Below are 21,287 nucleotides of genomic sequence, written 5' to 3' on the forward strand. Positions count from 1 at the left end.
AACAAGATTTTCCTCATTGCTTGTCCTCTGGTTGAAAAGAATGCAGGATGCGATTATGGCAAACAACACAATGGAAGGACATGAATATGGTGAAACAAGTTTTGCTGGCCGTGCTGGCGGCGCTGGCCTTGCCGGGACAGGCCGCCGTGGTCGGGACGGTTGTGCCGGCGGCGCCGTTGACGGCGGCGCGGGTCGCCGACCAGCCTGCGTGGCGGGCGTATCTGGCGCGTTCGCGCGCGCTGATGGCGGCCGACAAGGCGGCCTTCAAGGCCGAGCGGCCGGCCGGTCCCGCGCCCGCCGTGCCGGCGTCGTCGGCCGGCGCCAACAGCATGCCGCTGAACCGCTCTGCGGCCTGGTATGCGTCGGCGGAGGCGCGCCACATCGCCGAAGTGATCGTCAGCTTCCAGACGCCCGCCGGCGGCTGGAGCAAGAACACGGCGCGCGACGGCGCCTTGCGTCAGCCCGGTCAGCCCTATGCGGCGGGCCACACCGGCGCGCCGGATGATGTGCCGTGGAACTGGATCGGCACGTTCGACAACGACGCCACCACCACCGAGATGCGGTTCCTGGCGCGCGTGGCGCAGGCGGCGCCAGACGCCGCCGGCCCGTATCGCGCCAGCTTCCAGCGCGGCCTGCAATACATTTTCGACGCGCAGTATCCCAATGGCGGCTGGCCGCAGGTGTATCCGCTGCAAGGTGGTTATCACGATGCGATCACCTACAACGACGACGCCATGGTGGACATCGTCAAGCTGTTGTCGGATGTCGCCAAGGGCAATGACAATTTCGCTTTCGTGCCGGCCGACTTGCGCGAAAAGGCCGCCCAGGCCGTGCAGCGGGCCATCGATTGCATCCTGGCTTCCCAGGTCCGTATCGACGGCCGCCTGACCGCATGGGCGCAGCAATATGATCCGCTCTCGCTGCAACCTGCCGGCGCGCGCAACTTCGAGCCGGACGCGCTGTCGAGCGCGGAAAGCAGCGGCCTGCTGATGTTCCTGATGCAGATCGAGCCGCCGACGCCGCAGGTCCAGGCCGCCGTCGATGCCGGCGTGGCCTGGCTGCGGGCGACCGCCTTGCATGATGTGGCGTGGCGGCACACGCCACAGGGCAGCGTGCTGGTCGCGCAGGCCGGCGCGCCGCCGCTGTGGCCGCGTTACATCAGTCTGGCATCCGGCCAGCCGGTCTTCGGCGACCGCGATCGCACCCTGCATGACGACGTGCGGGAAATCTCCGCCGAACGCCGCGACGGCTACGCCTGGTACGTCACCAGCGGCCAGAAGGTGCTGGCCGTCTATCCGCGCTGGAAGCAGCACCAGCACTAGGTTTGACGCGCCGGCGCCGCCCGGCGACATGCCTTGCTATAACTTGCAATAAAAAAGTAATCTATGGTTTTTTAGCAACATGCGTTGATTTTTTCTGGCAAAAGTGGCCTGACCACATTACTGTACTGGTAGTGCCACCTCTGATGCTGGTACTACCACTTAAAAAAATGGTCAGCCCATCGACCGTATAAAACGACAGGAGATAGAATGAATACACCACGTTCAACCCGTGTGCGGCGGCTCGCCCTTGCCAGTGCCGTCGCCAGCGCGATGCTGCAACTGGCCGCCGAGGCACAAGCCCAAACCGCCCCCGCACCGGAAGCTGAGCCGGTCACCGCCGTTGTCGTGACCGGCTCGCTGATCCGCCGTGTCGCCGACGAGGGCGCCACCCCGCTGAGCATCACCAAGTCCGCCGATCTGGAATCGCGCGGCAATACCGAACTGAAGGACTTCGTGCTGGAGCAGCCGCAGTCGCTGTCGCTGGGCACCAACTCCGGCGCCGCCGGTCCGGTGACCAATCTGCGCGGCCTCGGCCCGATGCGCACTCTGACGCTGCTCAACGGCCGCCGCCTGGCCAACGAGCCGCTGCAGGACCAGTACGTGTCGGTCAACGTGATTCCGCGCATGGCGCTGGACCGCGTTGAAACCCTGAGCGGCGGCGCCGCGTCGATCTACGGCGCCGACGCCATCGGCGGTGTGCAAAACTATCTGACCAAGCGTAACTACCGTGGTGGCGCCGTCAAGGCGGAGTACGCGACGCCGGAAATGAGCGGCGACGGTCGCACCAAAAGCGTCGGCTTCATCGCCGGCTGGGGCAACCTGAATACCGACGGCTGGAACGTCTACGTGTCCGCCGATCACCAGGAAAAGGGCGCGCTGTTCCAGCGTGACCGTCCCGACCAGCACGACCCGGCAGTATTGCGTCAGCTGGGCCTGGGCATCGCGCCGGATGCGCGCAACGCCTCGCCGTTCGCCAACTTCGGCTTCACCCGCGCCGCCAACAGCAACTACAACCCGGCCTTTGCCAGCGGTTGCGGCGCGCCGTATGCGCTGCCGACGCTGGGCAACAACAGCCAGCTGGCCAACCCGACCTATGCGCCTGGCTGCGCCCGCAACACGCTGTACTGGAACCAGATCACCGACGGCAGCCGCATCACCACCATGTCCAGCCGCGCCAGCCTGAATCTGGACGGCGGCCACCGCATCGACCTCGACCTGTTGCACTCGGAATTCAACGTGCAGAAGTATCGCGGCATGCAGACGCCGGGCTCGTCCAATCCGTTCACCACCTATTCGATGCCGGCCAACAGCCGCTTTTATCCGGGGGCCGGCATCACCCCGGCCGTCAAGGTGGTCAACGGCAGCGCCGCCACGCCAACCATGTACATCGACGCCACCAAAACGCCGGGCACTGTGAGCAACCTGGCGATGGGCGGCCGCACCATCTACTTCCAGTGGGGACCTGCTGAACTCGGCCCTGCGTATCGCAACGACCGCCAGACCAACGACCGCCTGGTGCTGACGGCCGAAGGCACGGTGCTGGGCTGGGACTACCGCGCCGGCATGAACTATGGCCGCTCGGAACGCGACACTGCGGCCGGTCAGGGCTATGTGCTGTACTCGAAAATCCAGGACGGCTTCAACAAGGGCATCCTGAATCCGTTCGGCCTGCAGGACGCGGCCGGCGCCGACTACCTGCGCAACGCCCAGGCGCTGGACTATACCTACCGCCTCAACAAAGCCTACAACCAGAGCGTCGACCTGACCGTGTCGAAAGGTCTGTGGGAACTGGGCGGTGGCGATCTGACGGTGGCGATTTCGGGTGAGCTGCGCAAGGACTCGGCCAAGGTCGGCGCCGCGCCGCTGGACTACGTGCTGAAGAAAGCCGACGGCAGCTACAACATCGATGCCTCCGGCAACGTGGTGCAGACCGATCTGGTGGGCGAGACCCCAAGCGGCGTGGCCAAGAAGCTGGAGCGCAAGATTTCCTCGCTGACGCTGGAAGTTGATGCGCCGCTGACCGACAAGTTCCTGCTGAACGGCGCGGTGCGTGCCGACCGTTACGACGACCTGAAAACCACCACCGTCAATCCGAAGCTGGCCACCCGCTGGCAGCCGATCCAGCCGCTGGTGCTGCGCGCCTCGGTGTCGACCGGTTTCCGCGCGCCGTCGATCATGGACATCCAGAATCCGACGCCGGAAGTGCGTACCCAGATGATGGACGATCCGGTGCTGTGCCCAAGCTCGCAACCGACCGTGCCGGCCACCGGTACCCCGCGCGCCGGCTACACGGCCGACCAGGTGTGTAACGTCAACACTGCCTACTGGACCAAATCGCCGAACAACAGCTTCCTGAAGCCGGAAAAATCGCGCGGCTTCTCCTACGGCTTCGGGCTGGAACCGTTCAAGGACTTCACGCTGACCGTCGACTACTGGGGCCTGCTGCTGACCGATGTGCTGGGCGCGACCTCGATCGCCGAGATCCAGCAGAATCCGGGCAAGTATGACTCGTTCATCATCCGCAATGCCGATGGCCTGATCGACCATATCGTCGCCAGCCAGGCCAACCGCGGCAAGGCCCGCATCCGCGGCGCCGACCTGTCGGCCTCGTACCGCTTCCCGCGCGCCAGCTTCGGCAACTTCGATGTGAAGCTGGACGGCACCTGGTATCAGAAGAACGAGTTCCAGGCCGAGAAGGATGGCGTATGGCTGCAGAACGTCGGCGTGATCACCAACGACGGCCGTTATGGCAGCGCTGGTCCAAACGCCGGTCTGGCCGGCATGCCGCAGATTAACCCGCGCTGGAAACACACGGCGTCCGTCAACTACAGCCTGGGCGACTGGCGCGCGACCCTGTCACAACGCTACAACACCGGCCTGACCGACCTGACGCCACGCGCCGGTTCGACCAAGACCAAGGTGGAGTCGTACAGCCAGTACAATCTGAACATGCGCTATGTCGGCATCAAGAACACCACCATCTCGCTGGGTGTGAACAACATCACGCAGGAATGGCCACCGGTGACCGCCAACACCATCTACAACGGTTATGTCACCAGCATGGCCGACATGATGGGCCGCGTGTATCGCCTGTCGGTGGAGTACAAGTTCTGATCGGCTAAGCGGTAGGAATAGCTAAAAAGAAGGGCGGCTTTTTAAGCCGCCCTTTTTGCCTTCAGGTCGGTTCGATGATTCGGCACGCCGCCTAGCGGCGCGCCGCGTCGAACATGCGTCCCATGTCGATCACCGGTGCAATCTGTGGTTGCGGGGATGCCTGGGCCACGCTCAAGGCGCCGGCGCCGTCCGGCTCTTGCAGATAGGCCGCCGCCGCGCACGTGGTGACCAGTGCGCCGGCGGCAAATACTCGCATCAGGGTGGTCGCTTGCATGGTGGGTCTCCTGTTCTGATTATTGGTGCTTGCATGGTAGGTCCGCATTCGCCGGCCCACAAATCGGTTTTGCGGATGCCTGCTATCGGCGTCGTGTATGGTGGCCCGCTGTCATCGTATGCGACCGTCGTCGTATCGGTGCGCCGTATTCCGGCTATCCGTTTTATCGATACCTTATTCCACGGTTTTTCGTTGACTTTCAAAATGCCGACTCATAACATAATCAGAATTCGGATTCTAATTTAGTGGATTCCGGCTTTTTGTGTATCACTCACCGAAGGGAATTACCATGCGCTTCTCCGTTTTCCTCAATGCGCGCACCATGAGCGCGGACGCCGACAAACAGCTGATCATCGATCTGGAGCAGCACGCGCTGCTGGCGGGGAAGCTGGGTTTCGACGCCATTTTCCTGCCGGATCATCACTTCAACGGCTATATGCCGGTGGCCAGCGACAGCTATATGTTCGCCTCCTACCTGGCGGCCAAGCTGCCGGACATGCACTTCGGTTTCTCGGTCACCTCGGTGCCGCTGCACCATCCGGTGCGCTTCGTTGAGCGCATCAATATTCTCGATCACCTGACCAAGGGCAAGCTGCTGGTCGGTATCGGCTCGGGCACCACGCCGGAAGAGATGATCGGCTTCGGCGTCAACTACAAGGACGCTGGCCGCATCGCCGAGGAAAACCTGCAAGCGGCGGAGGCGCTATGGAAGAAGACCATCAACGATGCGCCGGTGGAGCTGGACGGCTTCCACAAAGGCCGCGTGCTGCAGCGCATCGCTCCGGCGCCATATGGCCAAAAACACGCGCGCCTGATGCCGGTGGCGATGAAGGAGAGCAGCACCACGCGCGCCGCCGTCAACGGCTGGCCGGCCTTCATCCCGGCCTTCACGCCACCGAAGATCGGCGGCACCGAACCGCTGACCCACGTGAAGAAATACTTCGGCAGCTACCACGAGCAACTGCTGGCCGCCGGCCACTCGGACGAGGTGGTGGCCGACGCGCTGTCGTGGACCACGCACAGCTACCAGTGCGTGCACCTGGCGCCGACCGACGAGCAGGCGCACAAGGAAGTGATGGAAATCCTGACCTCGTACCAGGAAGCGATCGAGCGCGAGGCCGCATTCAACGCCAAGGCCGAAGCGGATGACGCCAACAAGAAAACCGACCGCACCAATTCCGCGCTGACCGATGAGTGGATGGCCACCTGGTGCCTGTACGGCAGCCCGGAAACCGTGATCAAGAAGCTGCGCGACTATCAGCAAGTCGGCATCGGCAACATCCTGTGTGGTACGACGACCGGTCCGCTGACCGCGCAGCGCCTGAAGTACGCCAATCAGACGCTGGAACTGCTGGCTCAGCACGTGCTGCCGGCCTTCAAATAAAAACGCATCAGCAGGAGATGGAGACGATGACAAGAGAATTGAGCCTGGACGAAATGGCCTCGCTGACCGCCGGCGCCACCATGTGGACCACGCAGGCGATACCGGAGGCGGGCATCCCCTCGCTGTCGATGGCCGATGGCCCGATGGGCGTGGCCGGCGCGCGTGTCGATGAACGCGACATCTCCTTGCTGACGCCATCGCCGCTGGCCCTGGGGGCCAGCTGGGACCCGGCACTGGTGCGGCGCGTCGGCCGGCTGGTCGGTGGCGAAGCGATACGTCGCGGCGTCGACCTGATGCTGGCGCCGAATCTGAACATGGCGCGCAGCCCGCTTTCGGGCCGCGCCTTCGAATATTTTTCCGAGGACCCGCTGCTGTGCGGGACGCTGGGTGCATCGTGGGTGCAGGGCTGCCAGTCGGTCGGCACCGGCGCCGTCGCCAAGCACCTGGTGTGCAACGACAGCGAAACGGAGCGCGACCGCATGAACGCGGTGGTCGATGAGCGCACGCTGCGCGAAGTGTATCTGCTGCCGTTCGAGATGGCGGCGCAGGCGGGATGCGCCGGCATGCTCACCGCCTACAACAAGATCAACGGCGACTGGTGCGCGGAAGCCGGTCCGGTGGTGCGCGATATCGTCAAGAACGAATGGCGCTTCCCCGGCGTCTTCATGAGCGACTGGTTCGGCACCCATTCCACCGTTGGCTCGCTGGCCGGCGGCCTGGATCTGGAGATGCCCGGTCCGGCGCGTTTTCTCGGCAGCCGCAGCGCCGGCGCGGTCGCCGAAGGCCAAGTGGAACAGGGGCGCCTGCACGACGCGGCGCAACGCGTGGCCACCGCCGCGCGCCGCTTCGGCGCGGGCAAGGGCATGCCGGTCGATGAGGCGGCGGCGTCGGAACTGCTGATCGAAGCGGCGGCCGCCGGCTTTACGCTGGTGCGTAACCAGGACCAAATGCTGCCGCTTGATACGCGGCGCTGGCCGCGCATCGCCGTCATCGGCCCGAACGCCAGCGCGCCGTGCTTCCAGGGCGGCACCTTCGCCAAGATCGCCGTCAAGCCGGACGCGGTGCTGCCGGTCGAGGCGTTGCGCGCGCGCTTTGGTGCGGCGATTGTTGGCTACGCGCCGGGTGTTGATCCGCAGCCCAAGCTGCCGCGCATGCCGGTGCGGCCGGCGCGCGCGCTGGACGATGGCTGCGTCAGGGGCATGACGCTGGATTATTTCGACAACGCCGATTTCACCGGCCGGCCGCTGCTGAGCGAAACCCGTGACACCAACTCGCTGACCTGGTTCCACGGCGTGCATGAAGCGGGCGCCTTGCAGGCCAACGCCGGTACGCGCGCCAGCGGTGTCTTTAGCGCCAGCGAAAGCGGCGAGCATCTGTTTTATGTCGGCGGCACCGGCGCGCTGCGCCTGCTGGTGGACGGCGAAGAAGTGTTTCGCCGCGACGAGCAACTGGCGCCGGGCGATGTCATGGGCCGGCTGAAAAGCGGTGACGCCGACAGCGTCACCATCGCGCTGGAGCGGGGCCGCGAGGTGACCGTGGTGGTGGAGCTGCGCTACACGCCGGCGCGCTGCCAGGGCCTGTGGTACGGCGTGCGCGGTCCCGGCGGCGCGGAAGCCATGCTGGCCGCCGCCGAGCAGATGGCGCGCGATGCCGATGCCGTCATCCTGATGGTCGGCGAAACCTCCGACGCCAGCGTGGAAAGCAAGGACCGCCCGGACACCTATCTGCCGGCCGAGCAGCTGGCGCTGATCGAGCGCGTCTGCGCCGCCAATCCGGACACGGTGGTCGTCACCAACGTCGGCCACGCCTTCGACACGCGCTGGGAACAGCAGGCGAGGGCGGTGCTGCACTGCTGGTATCCGGGCCAGGAATTTGGCGCGGCGCTGGCGCAGGTGCTGGCCGGCGAGCGTGAGCCGGGCGGGCGCATGCCGGTCACCATCGCCTGTGAAGACAGCGACTATCCGGCGCTGTCGCTGCAACCGGACGCCGACGGCAACCTGCATTACAGCGACGGCGTGCGCTTCGGCTATCGCGGTCTGGCGGCACGCGGCGTGGCGGCGCGCCAGTCCTTCGGCGCCGGCATGGGCTACGCCAGCTTCGAGTTGTGCGACGCGCGCGTGCGGCCGGCCGACGATGGTTGCACGCTGACCGTCAGCGTGCGCAATACCAGCGCGCGCGCCGGCGCCGAAGTGGTGCAGGTGTATCGCACGCAGCCGGAACTGACGCTGGTCGGCTACCAGAAAGTGTGGCTGGCGCCTGGCGAGCAGGCCGACGTCAGCGTCGCCATTGCGCTACGCCGGCTGCAGCTGTGGCGCGATGGCTGGACCACGCTGCAAGGACCGATCGAACTGCTGGCCGGCCGCTCCAGTGCGGAGCTGCCGCTGTCGGCACATATCACAATCAAAGGAGACCAGGCATGAACCACTTTTCCAATTCCGCGCGCGCCAGCGGCCGCGCGCCATTCATCGTCGGCATCGGCGGCACCACCCGTCCGGGTTCCAGCACCGAGAGCGCGCTGCGCGCCACCTTGCGCCACGCCGAGGAGCTGGGAGCGCAGACGCGGTTATTCGGCGGCGAGGCGCTGGCCGCGCTGGCCGGCTACTCGCCGGAGCTGGCCGACCGCACCGACGGCCAGCGCGCGCTGGTGGAGGCGGTGCGCCGCGCCGACGCGGTGATTTTCGCCTCGCCCGGCTACCACGGCGGCGTCTCCGGCCTGGTGAAGAACGCCATCGACCTGCTGGAGGATTTGCGTGCCGACGAACGGGTGTACCTCGATGGCATGCCGGTCGGCTGCATCGTCACCGCCGCCGGCTGGCAAGGCTGCAACACCACGCTGGCGGCGATGCGCTCCATTGTGCACGCGCTGCGCGGCTGGCCAACGCCACTCGGCGTGACGCTGAACACGGCCGGCGTCAAACTGTTTGACGGCGACGGCCAGTGCCTCGACCCGCAAGTGAGCGGCAGCCTGCGCGTGCTGGCGGAGCAGGTGGTGGGTGTGCGCAGTCCGACCACGCCAGCTGGATAAAAATTGGAATTTTGATTCTGAATTTATGCTATTCTGAATTGGTGTGACGCCTGACGATAACAGGCGCGCCCAGATAACTAGACTGCAAAGTCAAGAAAATCGGAGACAACAGTGCCCTCGCAAACCGTAGCCAACCGCCGGTTGCGCGCCGCCCTCGCTCGGCCGCATCACGCGTTAATCCTCGCCAGCCTTTGTGCGGCAACAGCCGCCGCCCAGGATGGCCCAATCCAGGAAGTCATCGTCACCGCGCAAAAGACCGCGCAGCCGGCGTCGAAAACGCCGCTGGCGTTGTCGGTGCTGGGCGGCGGCGATCTGCGCCAGTCCGGCGCCACCAACGCGGTGGCGCTGACGGAGCTGGCGCCTAACGTGCAGATCACCACCGATACCGGCATGCTGCAGGTGGCCATCCGTGGCGTGGTCAGTCTCGACACGACTGAAAAAGGCGACTCGTCAACCGCGTTTAATGTCGATGGCGCATACGTCGGTCGTACCGAAGCACAGTTGGGCAGCTTCCTCGACCTTGACCGCATTGAGGTACTGCGCGGGCCACAAGGCACACTGTATGGCAGAAATGCCACGGCGGGCGCGATTAATTTGATCACCAACAAGCCTGGAAAAAAGCTGGAAGGCCGGGTCGACGTTGAGATTGGCGACTATGCGTCGCGCCATGTGGAGGGCGTCGTCAATATTCCGGTCAACGATACGCTGGCGTTGCGTGCGGCGGCGCTCGCTGTCAGCCACAAGACTTATTTGAATCCGGGGCCGAATACGATAGGCCTGGACGACCGGGATGACAAGGCCGGCCGTCTGCACGCGCTGTTCACCTTCTCGCCACGCACATCCTGGCTGCTGACGGCGGAGCGCAGTAACACTGGCGGGAATGGTGCGAGCACGGTGCCACTGACGAATTTCTTCATTGGCACGCCCATCTCCAGCGGCAACAACCTGGCCAATCCGGTCTACGTCGATCGTGGCGCGACCACGCAGCTGACGGCGGCCGCGCGCTACGCGGACGTCGGTTCGCACCGGGATAATGTTGCCACCAGTCTGCGTTCGGAATTCAAGACCAGCCTCGGGAACCTGGCGGACTTGACCTATCAATTCGCCCGCTTGAATGCGTCGGTTGATCAGTTGAATAACGGGATCTACTTCGGCTTCCCGATGTACAACACCATCAATGGCAACTCCAGCCAGCGCACGCATGAGATAAGGCTGAATTCCGCTGGCGAGCAAGCGCTGAGCTGGGTGGCAGGCGTCTATCATTTCGATGAACGTATATTCCGCCTGTCCACTTACAATACGGTCACGCCGGGACCGTTGATCACGCTGCCATTTAGTCCCAACATCGACAATCGGTCAAAGGCGGCTTTCGGTCAACTGACCTACCGCGTCGACGAGCAACTGCGCTTGACGCTGGGCGCCCGCACCACGCGCGACGAAAAATCGGGCCACGATCCACTGAGCGGCGGTCCGACCGGACCAGGCTACAACGCCCATGTGGACAGCTCAAAGTCCAATTTCCGCTTGGCGGCCGATTACGATCTGGCGCCGGCGGTCATGGTGTACGGGAGTGTGTCGACCGGGTACAAGGCTGGTGGCTTTAACGACACCACGGGATCACCCTACAAGCCTGAAAATATCAAGTCGCTGGAAGCCGGTATCAAAGGACGTTTTTGGGGCAACAAGCTGCGACTCAGCGCGGCCGCTTTCCACTATGACTACAAGGACATGCAGCTCACTTCCGTCGTCTGCACCGGCACCAGCACCGCGTCGAATTGCGGCGTGCTGACCACCAATGCATCGAATTCCACCATTCAAGGCGTGGAAGTGGAGGGCAACCTCAACGTCACGGCCGACGACAGGATCAACTTTTCGCTGGGCACCTCGGATGGCAAGTTCAAAAAATATCGGCCGAATACGACCGATGATTGGTCCGGTCAGCGCATCGACCGGGCACCGGCGTATAACGCGACGCTCAGCTATGTCCGCACATTTGTCCTGCCCAGCGGCGCGACCGTCCAGGGGCGCGTCGGTACACGCTTGAACGGCGCTTATTTTATTAGCGATTCGTCGAACGGGGTGCGTTATCGCCAGCCTTCATACCGCAAGAGCGATATCGGCGTGACCTATACGTCGCCGACGCAAAGCCATTATTTGCAGGCATACGTCCGCAACATCGAAAACAGTATTACGCTCGATAGCCTGGTGCCGAGCGGCTTTGGCATCGGTGCGCCACGCACGTTCGGGCTGCGCGCGGGGACCCAGTTTTAAGCGTGCTCGCGGTATCGGCCAAGCCGATATCAGCTATCGATAAAAAGCCAAGCGGATTGCCGTCGCGGTGGCCCAGCGCGGTGCGGGAAAGCGCTATCATTTTCCCGCGAAGCGATAATAACCGAGGAGACAAGATAATGCGCAGTTCGATGTTTTTCCGTCGCAGTCCCGACGTCGACGCCGATGGCGGTGGCGTCTCGCGGCGCGACGTGCTGGCGGCGCTGCTGGCCGGCGCCGCCGTGACGGCCACCTGGACCACCTCCAGCGCCATCGCCGCTATCGAGGCGGCCGGTGGCCCGGCCGCCAAGCGCCCCGGCCTGAGCGCCGATGAAATGGCGCTGCTGTCCGCCGCCGCACAAGTGATCGTGCCCGCCACCGACACGCCGGGTGCGCAGGAAGCCGGCGTGCCGCACTTTGTCGGCGCCCTGGTGGCCGGCTGGATGAACGACGACGAGGCGGCGCTGTTCCGCAAAGGCCTCGCTGACCTGGACGCCAGCGCCCGCGCGCGTTACCAGCGGGGCTATGCCGCCTGCACGCCGGAGCAGGGCGCCGAGCTGCTGCAAGCGTTGCGCGCCGCCAGCCCCTATGGCGGCCGCACGTTCTCGCTGACCGACCGCATACTCGATCCGAAAGCGCCGTTCTACCTGCGCCTGCGCGACTTGGTGGTGCTGGGCTACTTCACCTCCGAGGCGGGCAGCAACCAGGAACTGCGTTACCTGCCGGTGCCCGGCAAGTTCGAGTCGAATGTCGATATCAAGACCTGGCCCTACCAGGTTGTCATCTGAGGACGCACATGAGCAAGACTACCCAATTCGACGCCATCGTCATCGGCTCGGGCATCACCGGCGGCTGGGCCGCCAAGGAACTGACCGAGAAGGGCCTGAAAGTACTGTTGCTGGAACGCGGCGCGCTGGTCGAACACCAGAAAGGCTACATCCACGAATTCACGCCGCCGTGGCAGGCCCCCAACCAGGGCTTGCCGGACCGCGAACTTGATGCGCACGATTATGCGGTGCAAAGCAAGATCGAGCGCGGCGCCTACAGCTGGGCCAACCGCCAGTACTGGATCAACGACCGCGAAAATCCGTATGAGCAGGTCAAGCCGTTCCGCTGGCACCGCACCAATGTGCTGGGCGGCCGCTCGCTGACCTGGGGCCGCCAGTCCTACCGCTGGGGCAACGACGACTTCCTCGCCAATGCGCGCGATGGCCATGGCAACGACTGGCCGATTCGCTACGCCGATCTGGAACCGTGGTACACCCACGTCGAAAAATTCATCGGCGTCAGTGGCCAGCCGGAGGGGCTGGAGCATTTTCCGGATGGCCATTACCTGCCACCGATGGAGATGACCGCGCTGGAGCGTGCACTCAAGGAGCGCATCGAAGCCAAATGGCGTGAGCGCCGCGTCACCATCGGTCGCGTGGCCAACCTGACGGTGCCGCACAACGGCCGTGGCCCGTGCCAGAACCGGAACATCTGCAATCGCGGCTGCTCGTTCGGCGCTTATTTCAGTTCGCTCAGCTCGACGCTGCCGGCGGCGCAACAGACCGGCCGCCTGACCATCCGCACCGACAGTGTGGTGGAAGCGATCGACATCGATCCGCGCACCAAAAAAGCCAGCGGCGTGCGTGTGATCGACGCCAAGAGTGGCGAGCGTTTGACCTTCAAGGCGCGCATCGTGTTCCTGTGCGCCTCCACCTACGGCACGCTGCAGGTGCTGCTGCAATCGCGCAGTGCGCTGCACCCGAACGGCATCGGCAACCATAGCGATCAACTGGGCCGCCACCTGATCGACCACCACGGCGTGGCCGCCTTTGGCGAAATCAAGGGTTTCGAGGACCGCAACTACAAGGGCCGGCGCCCGACTGGCATCCTGATCCCGCGCTTCCGCAACGTCGGTGGCCAGGATGCGGACGCCGATTTCACGCGCGGCTACGGCTTCCAGGGTGGCGCCATGCGCGACGACTGGACCAACACCGCCGCCATGACCGACGACTTTGGCGCCGACATGAAGCGCAATATCGCCCGGCCCGGCAAGTGGATCGCCTTCCTTGGCGCGTTCGGCGAGCAGCTGCCGCAGGCGCATAACCGCGTCACGCTCAACGACAAGAAGCTTGGCAACTTCGGCTTGCCGCAGCTGAGCTTTGACGTCGCCTACGGCGAGAACGAGCGCAAAATGGCGGTTGACGCCGGCAAACAGGCCGAGCAGATGCTGAAGGCGGCCGGCGCCGAACGGGTGCAACTGATCCCGGTGCGCACGCTGCCCGGCGTCTCGATCCACGAGATGGGCGGCGCGCGCATGGGCCACAATCCGGCCGAGTCGGTGCTGAATGGGCACAACCAGGTGCACGGCGTCAGCAACCTGTTCGTCACCGATGGTTCGGCCATGGCCTCGGCCGGCACGGTCAATCCGTCGCTGACCTATATGGCGCTGACGGTGCGCGCGGTAGATTATGCGGTGGCCCAGTTCAAGGCTGGAAAGCTATAATCTTCCCTCACCCTTCAGCGAGCCATGCCACCGTCACCTATGCCAACGATCAGCGCCCATGCCCGCGCGCCCAAACAGGGCCGCAGTCGTCAATCCTTTGAGCGCATCCTCGAAGGCACCATCGACCTGCTGCGCGAGCGTCCCTACGACCAGATCACGCTGGCCGAGATCTGCGAGCGCTGCGAGGTGTCGACCGGTTCACTGTACGGGCGCGTGGCCGGCAAGGATGAGCTGCTGCGCGCGGTGCAGGTGCGCTTCCTCGAACGCCTGGCCGGGCAGTTCAGCGCCGAGGCCGCGCGCATCGCCGCCGAAGCGCGCGGCCTGCGGCAGGTGGTGCCGGCGGTGGTGGCCAGCCTCGGCAATCTGCTGAAGGACAACGCCAGCGTGCTGCGCTCCTTCATGCTGCGCAGCGCCGCCGACCCGGCGATCGAGGCGGCCGGCAAACAGTCGGCGTTGGAGAATCACGCCAAGTTCATCGCCTTGCTGACGGCTTGCTCGACGGAGATTCGCCACACGCAGCCAGAACGTGCGATAGATACGTCGATGTTGCTGATTTATGCCACCCAGGCCCGCTTTCTCGGACTCGATAGCGTCGGCGGCCAGGGTGACGCCAGTGAATGGAACGCGTTGCTGCAAGATTTGAGCGACATGATGCTGGCATTCCTGTTGTTTACGCCTCCCAAGCGCTGACCAGGCGTGGTGCGCGGTTCCGCCGCGTGCCAGGTTGCGCAAGAAAAAATAATCAACATTCTAGTTCTAGAAAAGGAATAGGCATGACTGCACCCGCAAATAAGCTGCGCTGGGCCTACATGGACCATTGGCGCATCGACACGCCGCAAGGACAACTGTCGCAATACACCTCGGTCAAGCGCTTCGACGCGTTTCTCAAGCAGATCTCTGCGCTGGGTTATGAGGGCATCGAGACCTTCGATTTTCATCTGGGCCCGCTGCGCGAGCTGTTCGGCTCGCTGGAAAACGCCCGCGTCTTCATGCAGGAACGCGGCATCGACAAGGTGCTGAGCCTGTTCCATGCGGTGATGTACGACGAGCGCCAGAGCGCGCCGCATGTGCGCTCCACGCATGACCACATCTTCAACTATGCGCAGCACATCATGCGTTCCAGCGCCGGCCTCGGTGTGGAAAACTTCATCGTCATGCCGGCCGGCCTGTACTACGACGTCGAACCGGTCACCGACGACAAGCTGCGCGCCTGCGCCGAATTGTGGAACCGCGTCGGCAAGATGACGCTGGACTACGGCGTCAAGACCTGCGCCCACCACGAATTCTTCTGCGGCATCCGCAGCGCCGAGCAACTGCGCAAGTTCTACGAATGGACCGATCCGCGCTACGTCTTCTTCTACTGCGACACCGCGCAGCACGTGATTGCCGGCGTCGATCCGGTTGACCTGTACCTGAAGCTGCACGACCGCTGCGGCGGCTTCCACATGAAGGACACCAAGCACGTCGACCTGACCGGCGACTATCGCCGCAAGCCGGACGCCGAAGTGATGGCGCCGACCACGCCACGCTGGTTCCACGAAATGGGCGTGCCCGGCGGCCTGGTTGATTTCCCGGCCATGATGCAGGCGATGAAGGCTTGCGGCTACGAGGGCTGGGTCGGCGTCGAGCATGACAAGGCCGATGTCGGCGGCGGCAACTACCCGGAAAGCACGGCATTGTCGGCCTGGTATATCCAGCACGTTCTGAAGAAAATCTACGCGTAAGGTGACAACATGATCAAATGGGGATATGGAGTAAATCAATGGAAGGCCGGCTTTACCAGCTTCGCGCGCCTGGAGGAAATCGAACGGGCGCTGAAGGTGACGGCGGCCTGCGGCTTTGATGCGGTGGAACTGAACGCCGGCAGCGGCCGCTGGGACCCGATCGGCCGGCCGGAAAACGTCGCCATCAACTACGGTTCGGCGACCCACTTCCGCCTCAAGCTGAAGGACCTGGGCATCCACCACGTGGCCAGCACCTTCTTCGACCCGACCGTGATGAGTTTCGAGGAGCTGCACTTTGGTCTGATGAGCACCCAGCCGGGCGACCACGCGCGCATCGTTGCGCAGGCGCGGATACACGCCGAGATGCTGGCGGAATTGGGCGGCAAGCTGCTGGTGGTGCGGCCGTTCCCGTCGTTCTGGAAAGAGGGCGCCCTGAATGGCGAACGTCTGCATGCGGCGGCCGATTGCTGGAACCAGGTGGGCGCCATGGCGGCCTCGCTGGGGCTGAAGGTGGCGCTGCACGTGGACGCGCTGTCGGCGCTGCGCAGCGAGGACGAACTGGAACAGCTGCTGCAACGGTGCGACCGCGACCACGTCGGCCTGGCGCTGGACACGGCCGAGCTGACCATCGCCGGCCACGACGTGGTGGCGCTGTACCGCCGCTTCCATGCGCGCGTGCTGCACTTCCACTTCAAGGATGCGCTGGCGGTGGACACACTGGGCGAATACCAGTTGCAAAACGCCGAGCGGGCGATGATCGCCGCCGGTGGCGAGCGCGAAATCCAGCGCTGGTTCGGCGAGATGGGCACCGGTCTGGTGGACTTTCCGGCGCTGCTGGCGGCCATCAAGGAGCATCGCTACGCCGGCTGGATCATCGTCGAAAGCGATAAGGGTCCGGAGCCGATCGCCACCGGCATGATGCTTAACAGCTGGTACAAGCAGAACGTCCTGGACCACGTATGAACCCGCTATCGACACCGCAGGGCGCGGGTGCGCCGTCCGCCGCCGCGCCACGCCAGGCCGGCCGCGCGCAAGGCCTGGCGCTGATGGGCATCCTGGCCATGCCGACGCTGGCGCTGGCGGCGCTGGTGCCCAGCTTGCCGCAGCTGTTCCAGCAATTCTCGTCGGTGCCCAACTTCCAGTTGCTGGTGCCGATGATCATCACCGTGCCGTCGCTGTGCGTGGCGCTGTTCTCCGGCTTCATGGGCGCGATCGCCGACCGCTGGGGGCGGCGCACGCTGCTGCTGGTGTCGCTGTTCGCGTTCGCGCTGCTCGGCCTGGCGCCGATGATGTTCGACAGCCTGCTGTTGATCGTCGCCAGTCGCGTGATCGTCGGGCTGGCGGAAGCGGCCATCCTCACCGTCGGCAACGCGCTGATGGGCGACTACTTCGAGGGCGAGGACCGGCAGAGGTGGCTCGGCTACCAGAACATGTTCGCGCCGCTGATCGGCTCGGCCATCCTGCTGTCGGGCGGCTTCCTGGCGGGCATGCACTGGCGTTATCCGTTCCTGTTGTACCTGAGCGGCTTCGCGGTGCTGGCGCTGGCGTGGGCGGTGTGCTGGGAGCCGGTCAAGGCGGCTGCGGCGTCGGACCAGCCGCCGCGGCCCGCCGCCGCGCCGTTCCCGTGGCGCTTGTCGCTGCTGGTGTGCGGCGTGACCGTGTTGTTCTCGCTGGTGTTCTTCGTCCAGGCGGTGCAGCACGGCCGCATCTTCGGCGACATGGGGGTGGCGTCGCCGGAGCGCATCAGCGTACTGGCCACCATCGCCAGCCTGGGCACGGTGGTCGGTGGCTATCTGTTCAAGCGCTACGCCAACGTCACGGTCACTCGCTGGATGGCGATCCTGCTCGGCTTCTACGGCGTCAGCTACATCGGCGTGGCGTGGGCGCCGAATCTGAGCGTCGGTCTGCCGCTCGACGCGCTGGGCCAGATCGGCGGTGGCCTGATGCTGCCGGTGCTGGTGACCTGGGCTTTGCAGCACTACGGCTTTGAGCATCGCGGCCGCGGCATGGGCCTGTGGGGCGGCGCCTTCTTCCTTGGCCAGTTCCTCAGCCCGCCGATGGTGACGCTGATCGGCGGCTTCGGCTTCAGTTTCCTCGGCAGCGTGGCGGTCATCGGCGTGGTTTGCCTGATCGCGTCCGCCATCCTGACCCTCACTCACAAGAAAGAGCAATGATCATGCAATTAGCAGCTTGTATCGAATGGATGTTCCCCGAGGCCGGCGACGCGCTGGCCGACCGCATCCGCGCCGCCCATGCGGCCGGTGTGCCGGCCGTCGAGTTTCACCTGTGGCGCGAGAAGCCGCTGGACGCGATTGCGGCGGCGCTGAATGAAACCGGCGTGCGCCTGCTCAGTTTTTGCGTCGAGCCGCGCCGCAGCCTGGTCGATCCGGCCGATCACGAGGCGGTGCTGGCCGCCGTGGCCGACGCCATCCCGGTGGCGCGGCGCTTCAATAGCGCGATGATTCTGGCCTCCGGCTTTACCCGGCCGGGCGTGGCCGAGGGCGAGCAGTTCGACGCCGCCGTCAGCGTGCTGCAACGCGCCGCCGAGCTGGCGCGGCAGGCCGGCGTGATGCTGTGGCTGGAACCGGTGTACATGGTGATCAATGGCCAGCGCATGTTCGTCGACACGGTCGGCCGCGGTCTTGATATCGTCGCGGCGGTGGACAGTCCGGCGCTGCGCCTGCTGGCCGACGCCTACCACTCGGCGCAGACGCAGGAAGACTTTGCCGCAGCAATTTCCGGCCGGCTGGCGCTGATCGGTCACGTGCAGGTCGCCGATACCAACGGTCGCCACGAACCGGGGACCGGCGACATCCCGTGGCGGCGCATCATGACGGTGCTGCGCGAGCAGGGTTATTCCGGCCAGATCGGCCTGGAATACTTCCCGACCGTTGGGGATGGCGCATCGCTGACCCAGAGCCGTCATGCGCTTGGTCTTTGATCGTCGGCAGTTTTTATCGGCACTCGCCGCTGGCACGGCGCTGGCAGCGAGTCCGCGTGTGCTGGCGCGCGGACGCCTGCGCCAGGGATTGACGCCGCACCTGTTCGATGCCGATATCGAAGCGACCTGCCGCATGGCGAAGCGGCTGGGGATCGACGGGCTCGACTTCGTCAGCCATCCTGCCGACTGGCCCACGCTGAAGCGTCATGGTCTGACTATGACCGTCTTGCGTGTCGATTATGGCGGCGGCATTTCCACGCTGGCCAGGGCGCCGGCGGGGCCGCCCGGCTGGAACGCCATCGGCACGCCCGATCAGCACGGCCAGTTCGAAGCGGCGTTGCGCGAGCGGATTGATGCGGCCGCCCGCGAAGGCATCCCCAATATCATCGTGACCTGCGGTGCGCGCGGCAGCTTGTCCTACGAGGAAGGCAAGCGCAATGCGATCGGCTTTTTGCAGCGCGTCCGTGCCCAGGCCGAAGCGCGCGGCGTGACCCTGGTGATGGAGAATATCAACTCCGGCCACGCCGGCGGACCACCGGCGCCGCCAGGCAGCATGTTCGACCATTTGCCCTGGGGGCTGGACGTGGTCACGCAAGTGAACTCGTCACGCGTGAAGTTGCTGCTTGACCTTTATCACGCCCAGCTTATGGACGGGAATATCACCAACTTCCTGCGCAACAATATCCAGTGGATAGGGCACATTCATACGGGCGGTGTGCCTGGCCGGCATGAAATCGACGAAACCCAGGAACTGAACTACCGCCACATCGCCCGCACAATCGTCGAGCTGGGCTATAGCGGCTTTATCAGCCATGAATGGACGCCCTCGGCCGGGCAGGACAAGCTGATCGCGCTGCGCAACAGCATCGCTATCCTCGACGTTTGACAAGCATGGCCTGGCGCTGGGACTGAATCGGCGCCGCTTACCCGCGCGCCTGATAATGGAAGTTGCGGAAACGGACGCTGCCGCTGCCCGTCGCGAACAGGGCGGGCCGCAGGCTGAGCAGCTCGCCGCCGGTGTTGGTGTTGTAGCCGGAGGTCTCGGCGCGCAGACCGTGACGCTTCCATTGGCGGCCGTCCTCGCTGTAGTACATGGTCACGATGTGGCGGTCATTGACGATTTTCAGGTGCAGCCGGCGTACCGCCGGCGCCGGCTCCTTCCAGTACGGCGAGGCCTGGCCGAAACGGTAGCTGCTCATGCGCGTGCCATTGTGGCCCATGCCGACATACAGTGCCCGGCTGTAGAACAGCAGCAGGCCACCCTGTACATCGCCGATCAGTTCCAGTTCGACGCTGAACTCATAAGCGTGGTCGCCCACCAGGCAGGTGAGCGGCGAACAGTCCGACGGCGTGCTCCCTTTGCCTTGCAGTACCAGCGCCGCCGGTTCGTAACGCACGCGCCGCAGTTCGTTCAGGCCCGGATCGTAGAGGTTCCATTTAAGGCCCAGCAGGTTCTGGCTGAAATCGTCCGACAGCGCGATGCCGTGCGCCTGCGCCTGGCCGCCGCGCGGCTTGGGCAACGGTTGCGACAGGTCGCCGCCGCGCGCCTTGAACCAGCCGTCGCTGGTCCACTCGACCGGTTCGAGCAAGGTCTGGCGACCGAGCGTCCAGTAGCCGTTTTCGTAGCCGTGGTAGACCATCCACCAGTCGCCGGCCGGGCCTTCGACCAAGGTGGCATGGCCGCGCGACCACCATTTTTCGCTGGCGTCGCGGGTGCGCACGATGGGATTGTGCGGGCAGTTTTCCCACGGGCCGTTGACCGAGCGCGAACGGGCGGCGATCACCATGTGGCCGGTCGGCGGGCCGGCGGTGCCGCCCACCGCGCTGACCATGTAGAACCAGTCGCCGCGCCGGATCAGTTTGGGGCCCTCCAGCGCGTAGGCCTCGGTGACCCAGTCGTCCGGGTAGCGCCAGCCGTCGTAGACGTGCTCGATGGGACCGCTGGTGGACAGGCCATCGTCGCTCAGTTGCACGCGGCTGACGCCGCTGAGAAACAGGTAACGCTTGCCATCCTCGCCGACAATGTGACCGGGATCGATGTGGCCGGCGATGTTGAGCGATACCGGTTCGCTCCACGGTCCCTCGATGCGCTCGGCGTGAATGACGTAGATGCCCGGCTGCTGGCCCAGCCCCTGCGAAATGGCGGTCGGGATGATCGGAATGTAGAGGTAATAGCGGCCCTGGTGCTTGACCAGATCGACGGCGAATACGCTGCCCGGCGGATGGGCCAGCGCCGGCCCCAGCGGCTGCCAGTTGACCAGATCGCGCGAATGCCAGACCACCAGCGCCGGCGTGGCTTCGAACGAGGTGAACGTCATGTAGTAATCGGCGCCGTCTTTCAGGATGCTGGGGTCGGGATGGTCGCCGGCGAAGATCGGGTTCAGGTAGCGGCCGTCGCCGAGGTCGGCGACGCGCTGGCCGTCATGGCCCCGGCGATACGGCGGCGCGGCCCTGGCGACGGCGGCGGCCGGCACACCAAGGGCGGCACCGCCCAGCAGGGTTTGTTTCAACATCTGACGACGGCTGTTCATCTTTATGCCTCCTTGTTGTTTATCTGCCGCATGGCAGGGAATTTTTGTCAGCCATTCTGCGGCGGCTCTGTCATTCGGACAAATGGCGAAAGCCGATACCTGCTAGCGTCAATGCGGATAGCAGGGGCATGGCGCGCATGGTGAAAATAGCTATAATCGAAACGCTGGTTGTGCCTCAAGCCGTCACGGCCAGCGATAAAAAAAAGGAGACAT

16 protein-coding genes are annotated in these 21,287 nt (G+C 64.7%); 14 read left to right on the forward strand and 2 right to left on the reverse strand.

Annotated elements, in window-relative coordinates; genetic code table 11:
* Positions 1–86 precede the first annotated feature (86 nt).
* Both pelA and GTP44_RS15570 read left to right on the forward strand, forming a co-directional pair.
* A complete protein-coding gene (gene pelA, locus GTP44_RS15565; RefSeq protein ID WP_202424097.1) occupies positions 87–1,322 on the forward strand; it encodes a pectate lyase in 1,236 nt (411 codons plus the stop codon).
* Between the two features lie 207 nt (positions 1,323–1,529).
* Positions 1,530–4,436: a TonB-dependent receptor domain-containing protein gene (locus tag GTP44_RS15570; protein WP_161020152.1), complete on the forward strand. Its 2,907-nt coding sequence runs from the start codon at positions 1,530–1,532 to the stop codon at positions 4,434–4,436.
* Between the two features lie 91 nt (positions 4,437–4,527).
* Here GTP44_RS15570 and GTP44_RS15575 read toward each other — a convergent pair whose 3' ends face one another.
* Complete coding sequence (locus GTP44_RS15575) at positions 4,528–4,710, reverse strand: hypothetical protein (protein ID WP_161020153.1); 183 nt, start codon at positions 4,708–4,710, stop codon at positions 4,528–4,530.
* Between the two features lie 289 nt (positions 4,711–4,999).
* On the opposite strand from GTP44_RS15575, the gene GTP44_RS15580 reads away from it, so the two are divergent.
* The 12 genes from GTP44_RS15580 to GTP44_RS15635 all read left to right on the forward strand — a co-directional run bounded on the left by GTP44_RS15580 (position 5,000) and on the right by GTP44_RS15635 (position 19,429).
* A complete protein-coding gene (locus GTP44_RS15580) occupies positions 5,000–6,094 on the forward strand; it encodes an LLM class flavin-dependent oxidoreductase (protein ID WP_160989898.1) in 1,095 nt (364 codons plus the stop codon).
* 26 nt (positions 6,095–6,120) lie between these two features.
* Positions 6,121–8,514: a beta-glucosidase gene (locus tag GTP44_RS15585; RefSeq protein ID WP_161020154.1), complete on the forward strand. Its 2,394-nt coding sequence runs from the start codon at positions 6,121–6,123 to the stop codon at positions 8,512–8,514.
* Positions 8,511–9,119 (forward strand): NADPH-dependent FMN reductase, encoded by a 609-nt coding sequence (locus GTP44_RS15590; protein ID WP_160989900.1) that lies wholly within the window; start codon positions 8,511–8,513, stop codon positions 9,117–9,119. Before GTP44_RS15585 ends, GTP44_RS15590 begins: the two co-directional genes overlap by 4 nt.
* A gap of 111 nt (positions 9,120–9,230) precedes the next feature.
* The gene (locus tag GTP44_RS15595; RefSeq protein WP_161020155.1) at positions 9,231–11,390 is read left to right on the forward strand and encodes a TonB-dependent receptor; all 2,160 of its coding nucleotides are present in this window, start codon (positions 9,231–9,233) and stop codon (positions 11,388–11,390) included.
* Positions 11,391–11,527: 137 nt separating this feature from the next.
* Entirely contained in the window at positions 11,528–12,175 is a 648-nt protein-coding gene (locus GTP44_RS15600) for a gluconate 2-dehydrogenase subunit 3 family protein (RefSeq protein WP_161020156.1), read from the forward strand.
* Between the two features lie 8 nt (positions 12,176–12,183).
* Positions 12,184–13,878 (forward strand): GMC oxidoreductase, encoded by a 1,695-nt coding sequence (locus GTP44_RS15605; protein WP_161020157.1) that lies wholly within the window; start codon positions 12,184–12,186, stop codon positions 13,876–13,878.
* Between the two features lie 39 nt (positions 13,879–13,917).
* Positions 13,918–14,568 carry a TetR/AcrR family transcriptional regulator gene (locus GTP44_RS15610; RefSeq protein WP_161020158.1) on the forward strand — a complete coding sequence of 217 codons (651 nt, stop codon included), beginning with the start codon at positions 13,918–13,920 and terminating at the stop codon, positions 14,566–14,568.
* An 83-nt stretch (positions 14,569–14,651) separates the two neighbouring features.
* A complete protein-coding gene (locus tag GTP44_RS15615; protein ID WP_229256932.1) occupies positions 14,652–15,602 on the forward strand; it encodes a sugar phosphate isomerase/epimerase family protein in 951 nt (316 codons plus the stop codon).
* 9 nt (positions 15,603–15,611) lie between these two features.
* Positions 15,612–16,565: a sugar phosphate isomerase/epimerase family protein gene (locus GTP44_RS15620; protein WP_161020159.1), complete on the forward strand. Its 954-nt coding sequence runs from the start codon at positions 15,612–15,614 to the stop codon at positions 16,563–16,565.
* On the forward strand, positions 16,562–17,776 hold the full coding sequence (locus GTP44_RS15625) for an MFS transporter (protein WP_161020160.1): 1,215 nt from the start codon (positions 16,562–16,564) through the stop codon (positions 17,774–17,776). Before GTP44_RS15620 ends, GTP44_RS15625 begins: the two co-directional genes overlap by 4 nt.
* A complete protein-coding gene (locus tag GTP44_RS15630) occupies positions 17,773–18,543 on the forward strand; it encodes a TIM barrel protein (RefSeq protein ID WP_202424098.1) in 771 nt (256 codons plus the stop codon). The genes GTP44_RS15625 and GTP44_RS15630 overlap by 4 nt, the downstream gene beginning before the upstream one ends.
* Positions 18,527–19,429, forward strand: coding sequence for a TIM barrel protein (locus GTP44_RS15635; protein ID WP_161020161.1), 903 nt, complete (start codon positions 18,527–18,529; stop codon positions 19,427–19,429). Before GTP44_RS15630 ends, GTP44_RS15635 begins: the two co-directional genes overlap by 17 nt.
* A 37-nt stretch (positions 19,430–19,466) precedes the next feature.
* Here the strand turns inward: GTP44_RS15635 and GTP44_RS15640 are convergent, their stop codons facing one another.
* Complete coding sequence (locus GTP44_RS15640; protein ID WP_161020162.1) at positions 19,467–21,074, reverse strand: family 43 glycosylhydrolase; 1,608 nt, start codon at positions 21,072–21,074, stop codon at positions 19,467–19,469.
* Positions 21,075–21,287: the final 213 nt, after the last annotated feature.

The sequence above is a fragment of the Duganella lactea genome, assembly GCF_009857505.1.
Lineage (GTDB): Bacteria > Pseudomonadota > Gammaproteobacteria > Burkholderiales > Burkholderiaceae_D > Rugamonas > Rugamonas lactea.

Bases quoted from the DNA above. Each gene is read 5' to 3' on its own strand.
- GTP44_RS15585 (WP_161020154.1), top strand. From the start codon at position 6,121: ATGACAAGAGAATTGAGCCTGGACGAAATGGCCTCGCTGACCGCCGGC.
- GTP44_RS15625 (WP_161020160.1), top strand. From the start codon at position 16,562: ATGAACCCGCTATCGACACCGCAGGGCGCGGGTGCGCCGTCCGCCGCC.
- GTP44_RS15640 (WP_161020162.1), bottom strand. From the start codon at position 21,074: ATGAACAGCCGTCGTCAGATGTTGAAACAAACCCTGCTGGGCGGTGCC.
- GTP44_RS15600 (WP_161020156.1), top strand. From the start codon at position 11,528: ATGCGCAGTTCGATGTTTTTCCGTCGCAGTCCCGACGTCGACGCCGAT.
- GTP44_RS15570 (WP_161020152.1), top strand. From the start codon at position 1,530: ATGAATACACCACGTTCAACCCGTGTGCGGCGGCTCGCCCTTGCCAGT.
- GTP44_RS15605 (WP_161020157.1), top strand. From the start codon at position 12,184: ATGAGCAAGACTACCCAATTCGACGCCATCGTCATCGGCTCGGGCATC.
- GTP44_RS15575 (WP_161020153.1), bottom strand. From the start codon at position 4,710: ATGCAAGCGACCACCCTGATGCGAGTATTTGCCGCCGGCGCACTGGTC.
- GTP44_RS15620 (WP_161020159.1), top strand. From the start codon at position 15,612: ATGATCAAATGGGGATATGGAGTAAATCAATGGAAGGCCGGCTTTACC.
- GTP44_RS15615 (WP_229256932.1), top strand. From the start codon at position 14,652: ATGACTGCACCCGCAAATAAGCTGCGCTGGGCCTACATGGACCATTGG.
- GTP44_RS15610 (WP_161020158.1), top strand. From the start codon at position 13,918: ATGCCAACGATCAGCGCCCATGCCCGCGCGCCCAAACAGGGCCGCAGT.
- pelA (WP_202424097.1), top strand. From the start codon at position 87: ATGGTGAAACAAGTTTTGCTGGCCGTGCTGGCGGCGCTGGCCTTGCCG.
- GTP44_RS15590 (WP_160989900.1), top strand. From the start codon at position 8,511: ATGAACCACTTTTCCAATTCCGCGCGCGCCAGCGGCCGCGCGCCATTC.
- GTP44_RS15630 (WP_202424098.1), top strand. From the start codon at position 17,773: ATGATCATGCAATTAGCAGCTTGTATCGAATGGATGTTCCCCGAGGCC.
- GTP44_RS15635 (WP_161020161.1), top strand. From the start codon at position 18,527: ATGCGCTTGGTCTTTGATCGTCGGCAGTTTTTATCGGCACTCGCCGCT.
- GTP44_RS15580 (WP_160989898.1), top strand. From the start codon at position 5,000: ATGCGCTTCTCCGTTTTCCTCAATGCGCGCACCATGAGCGCGGACGCC.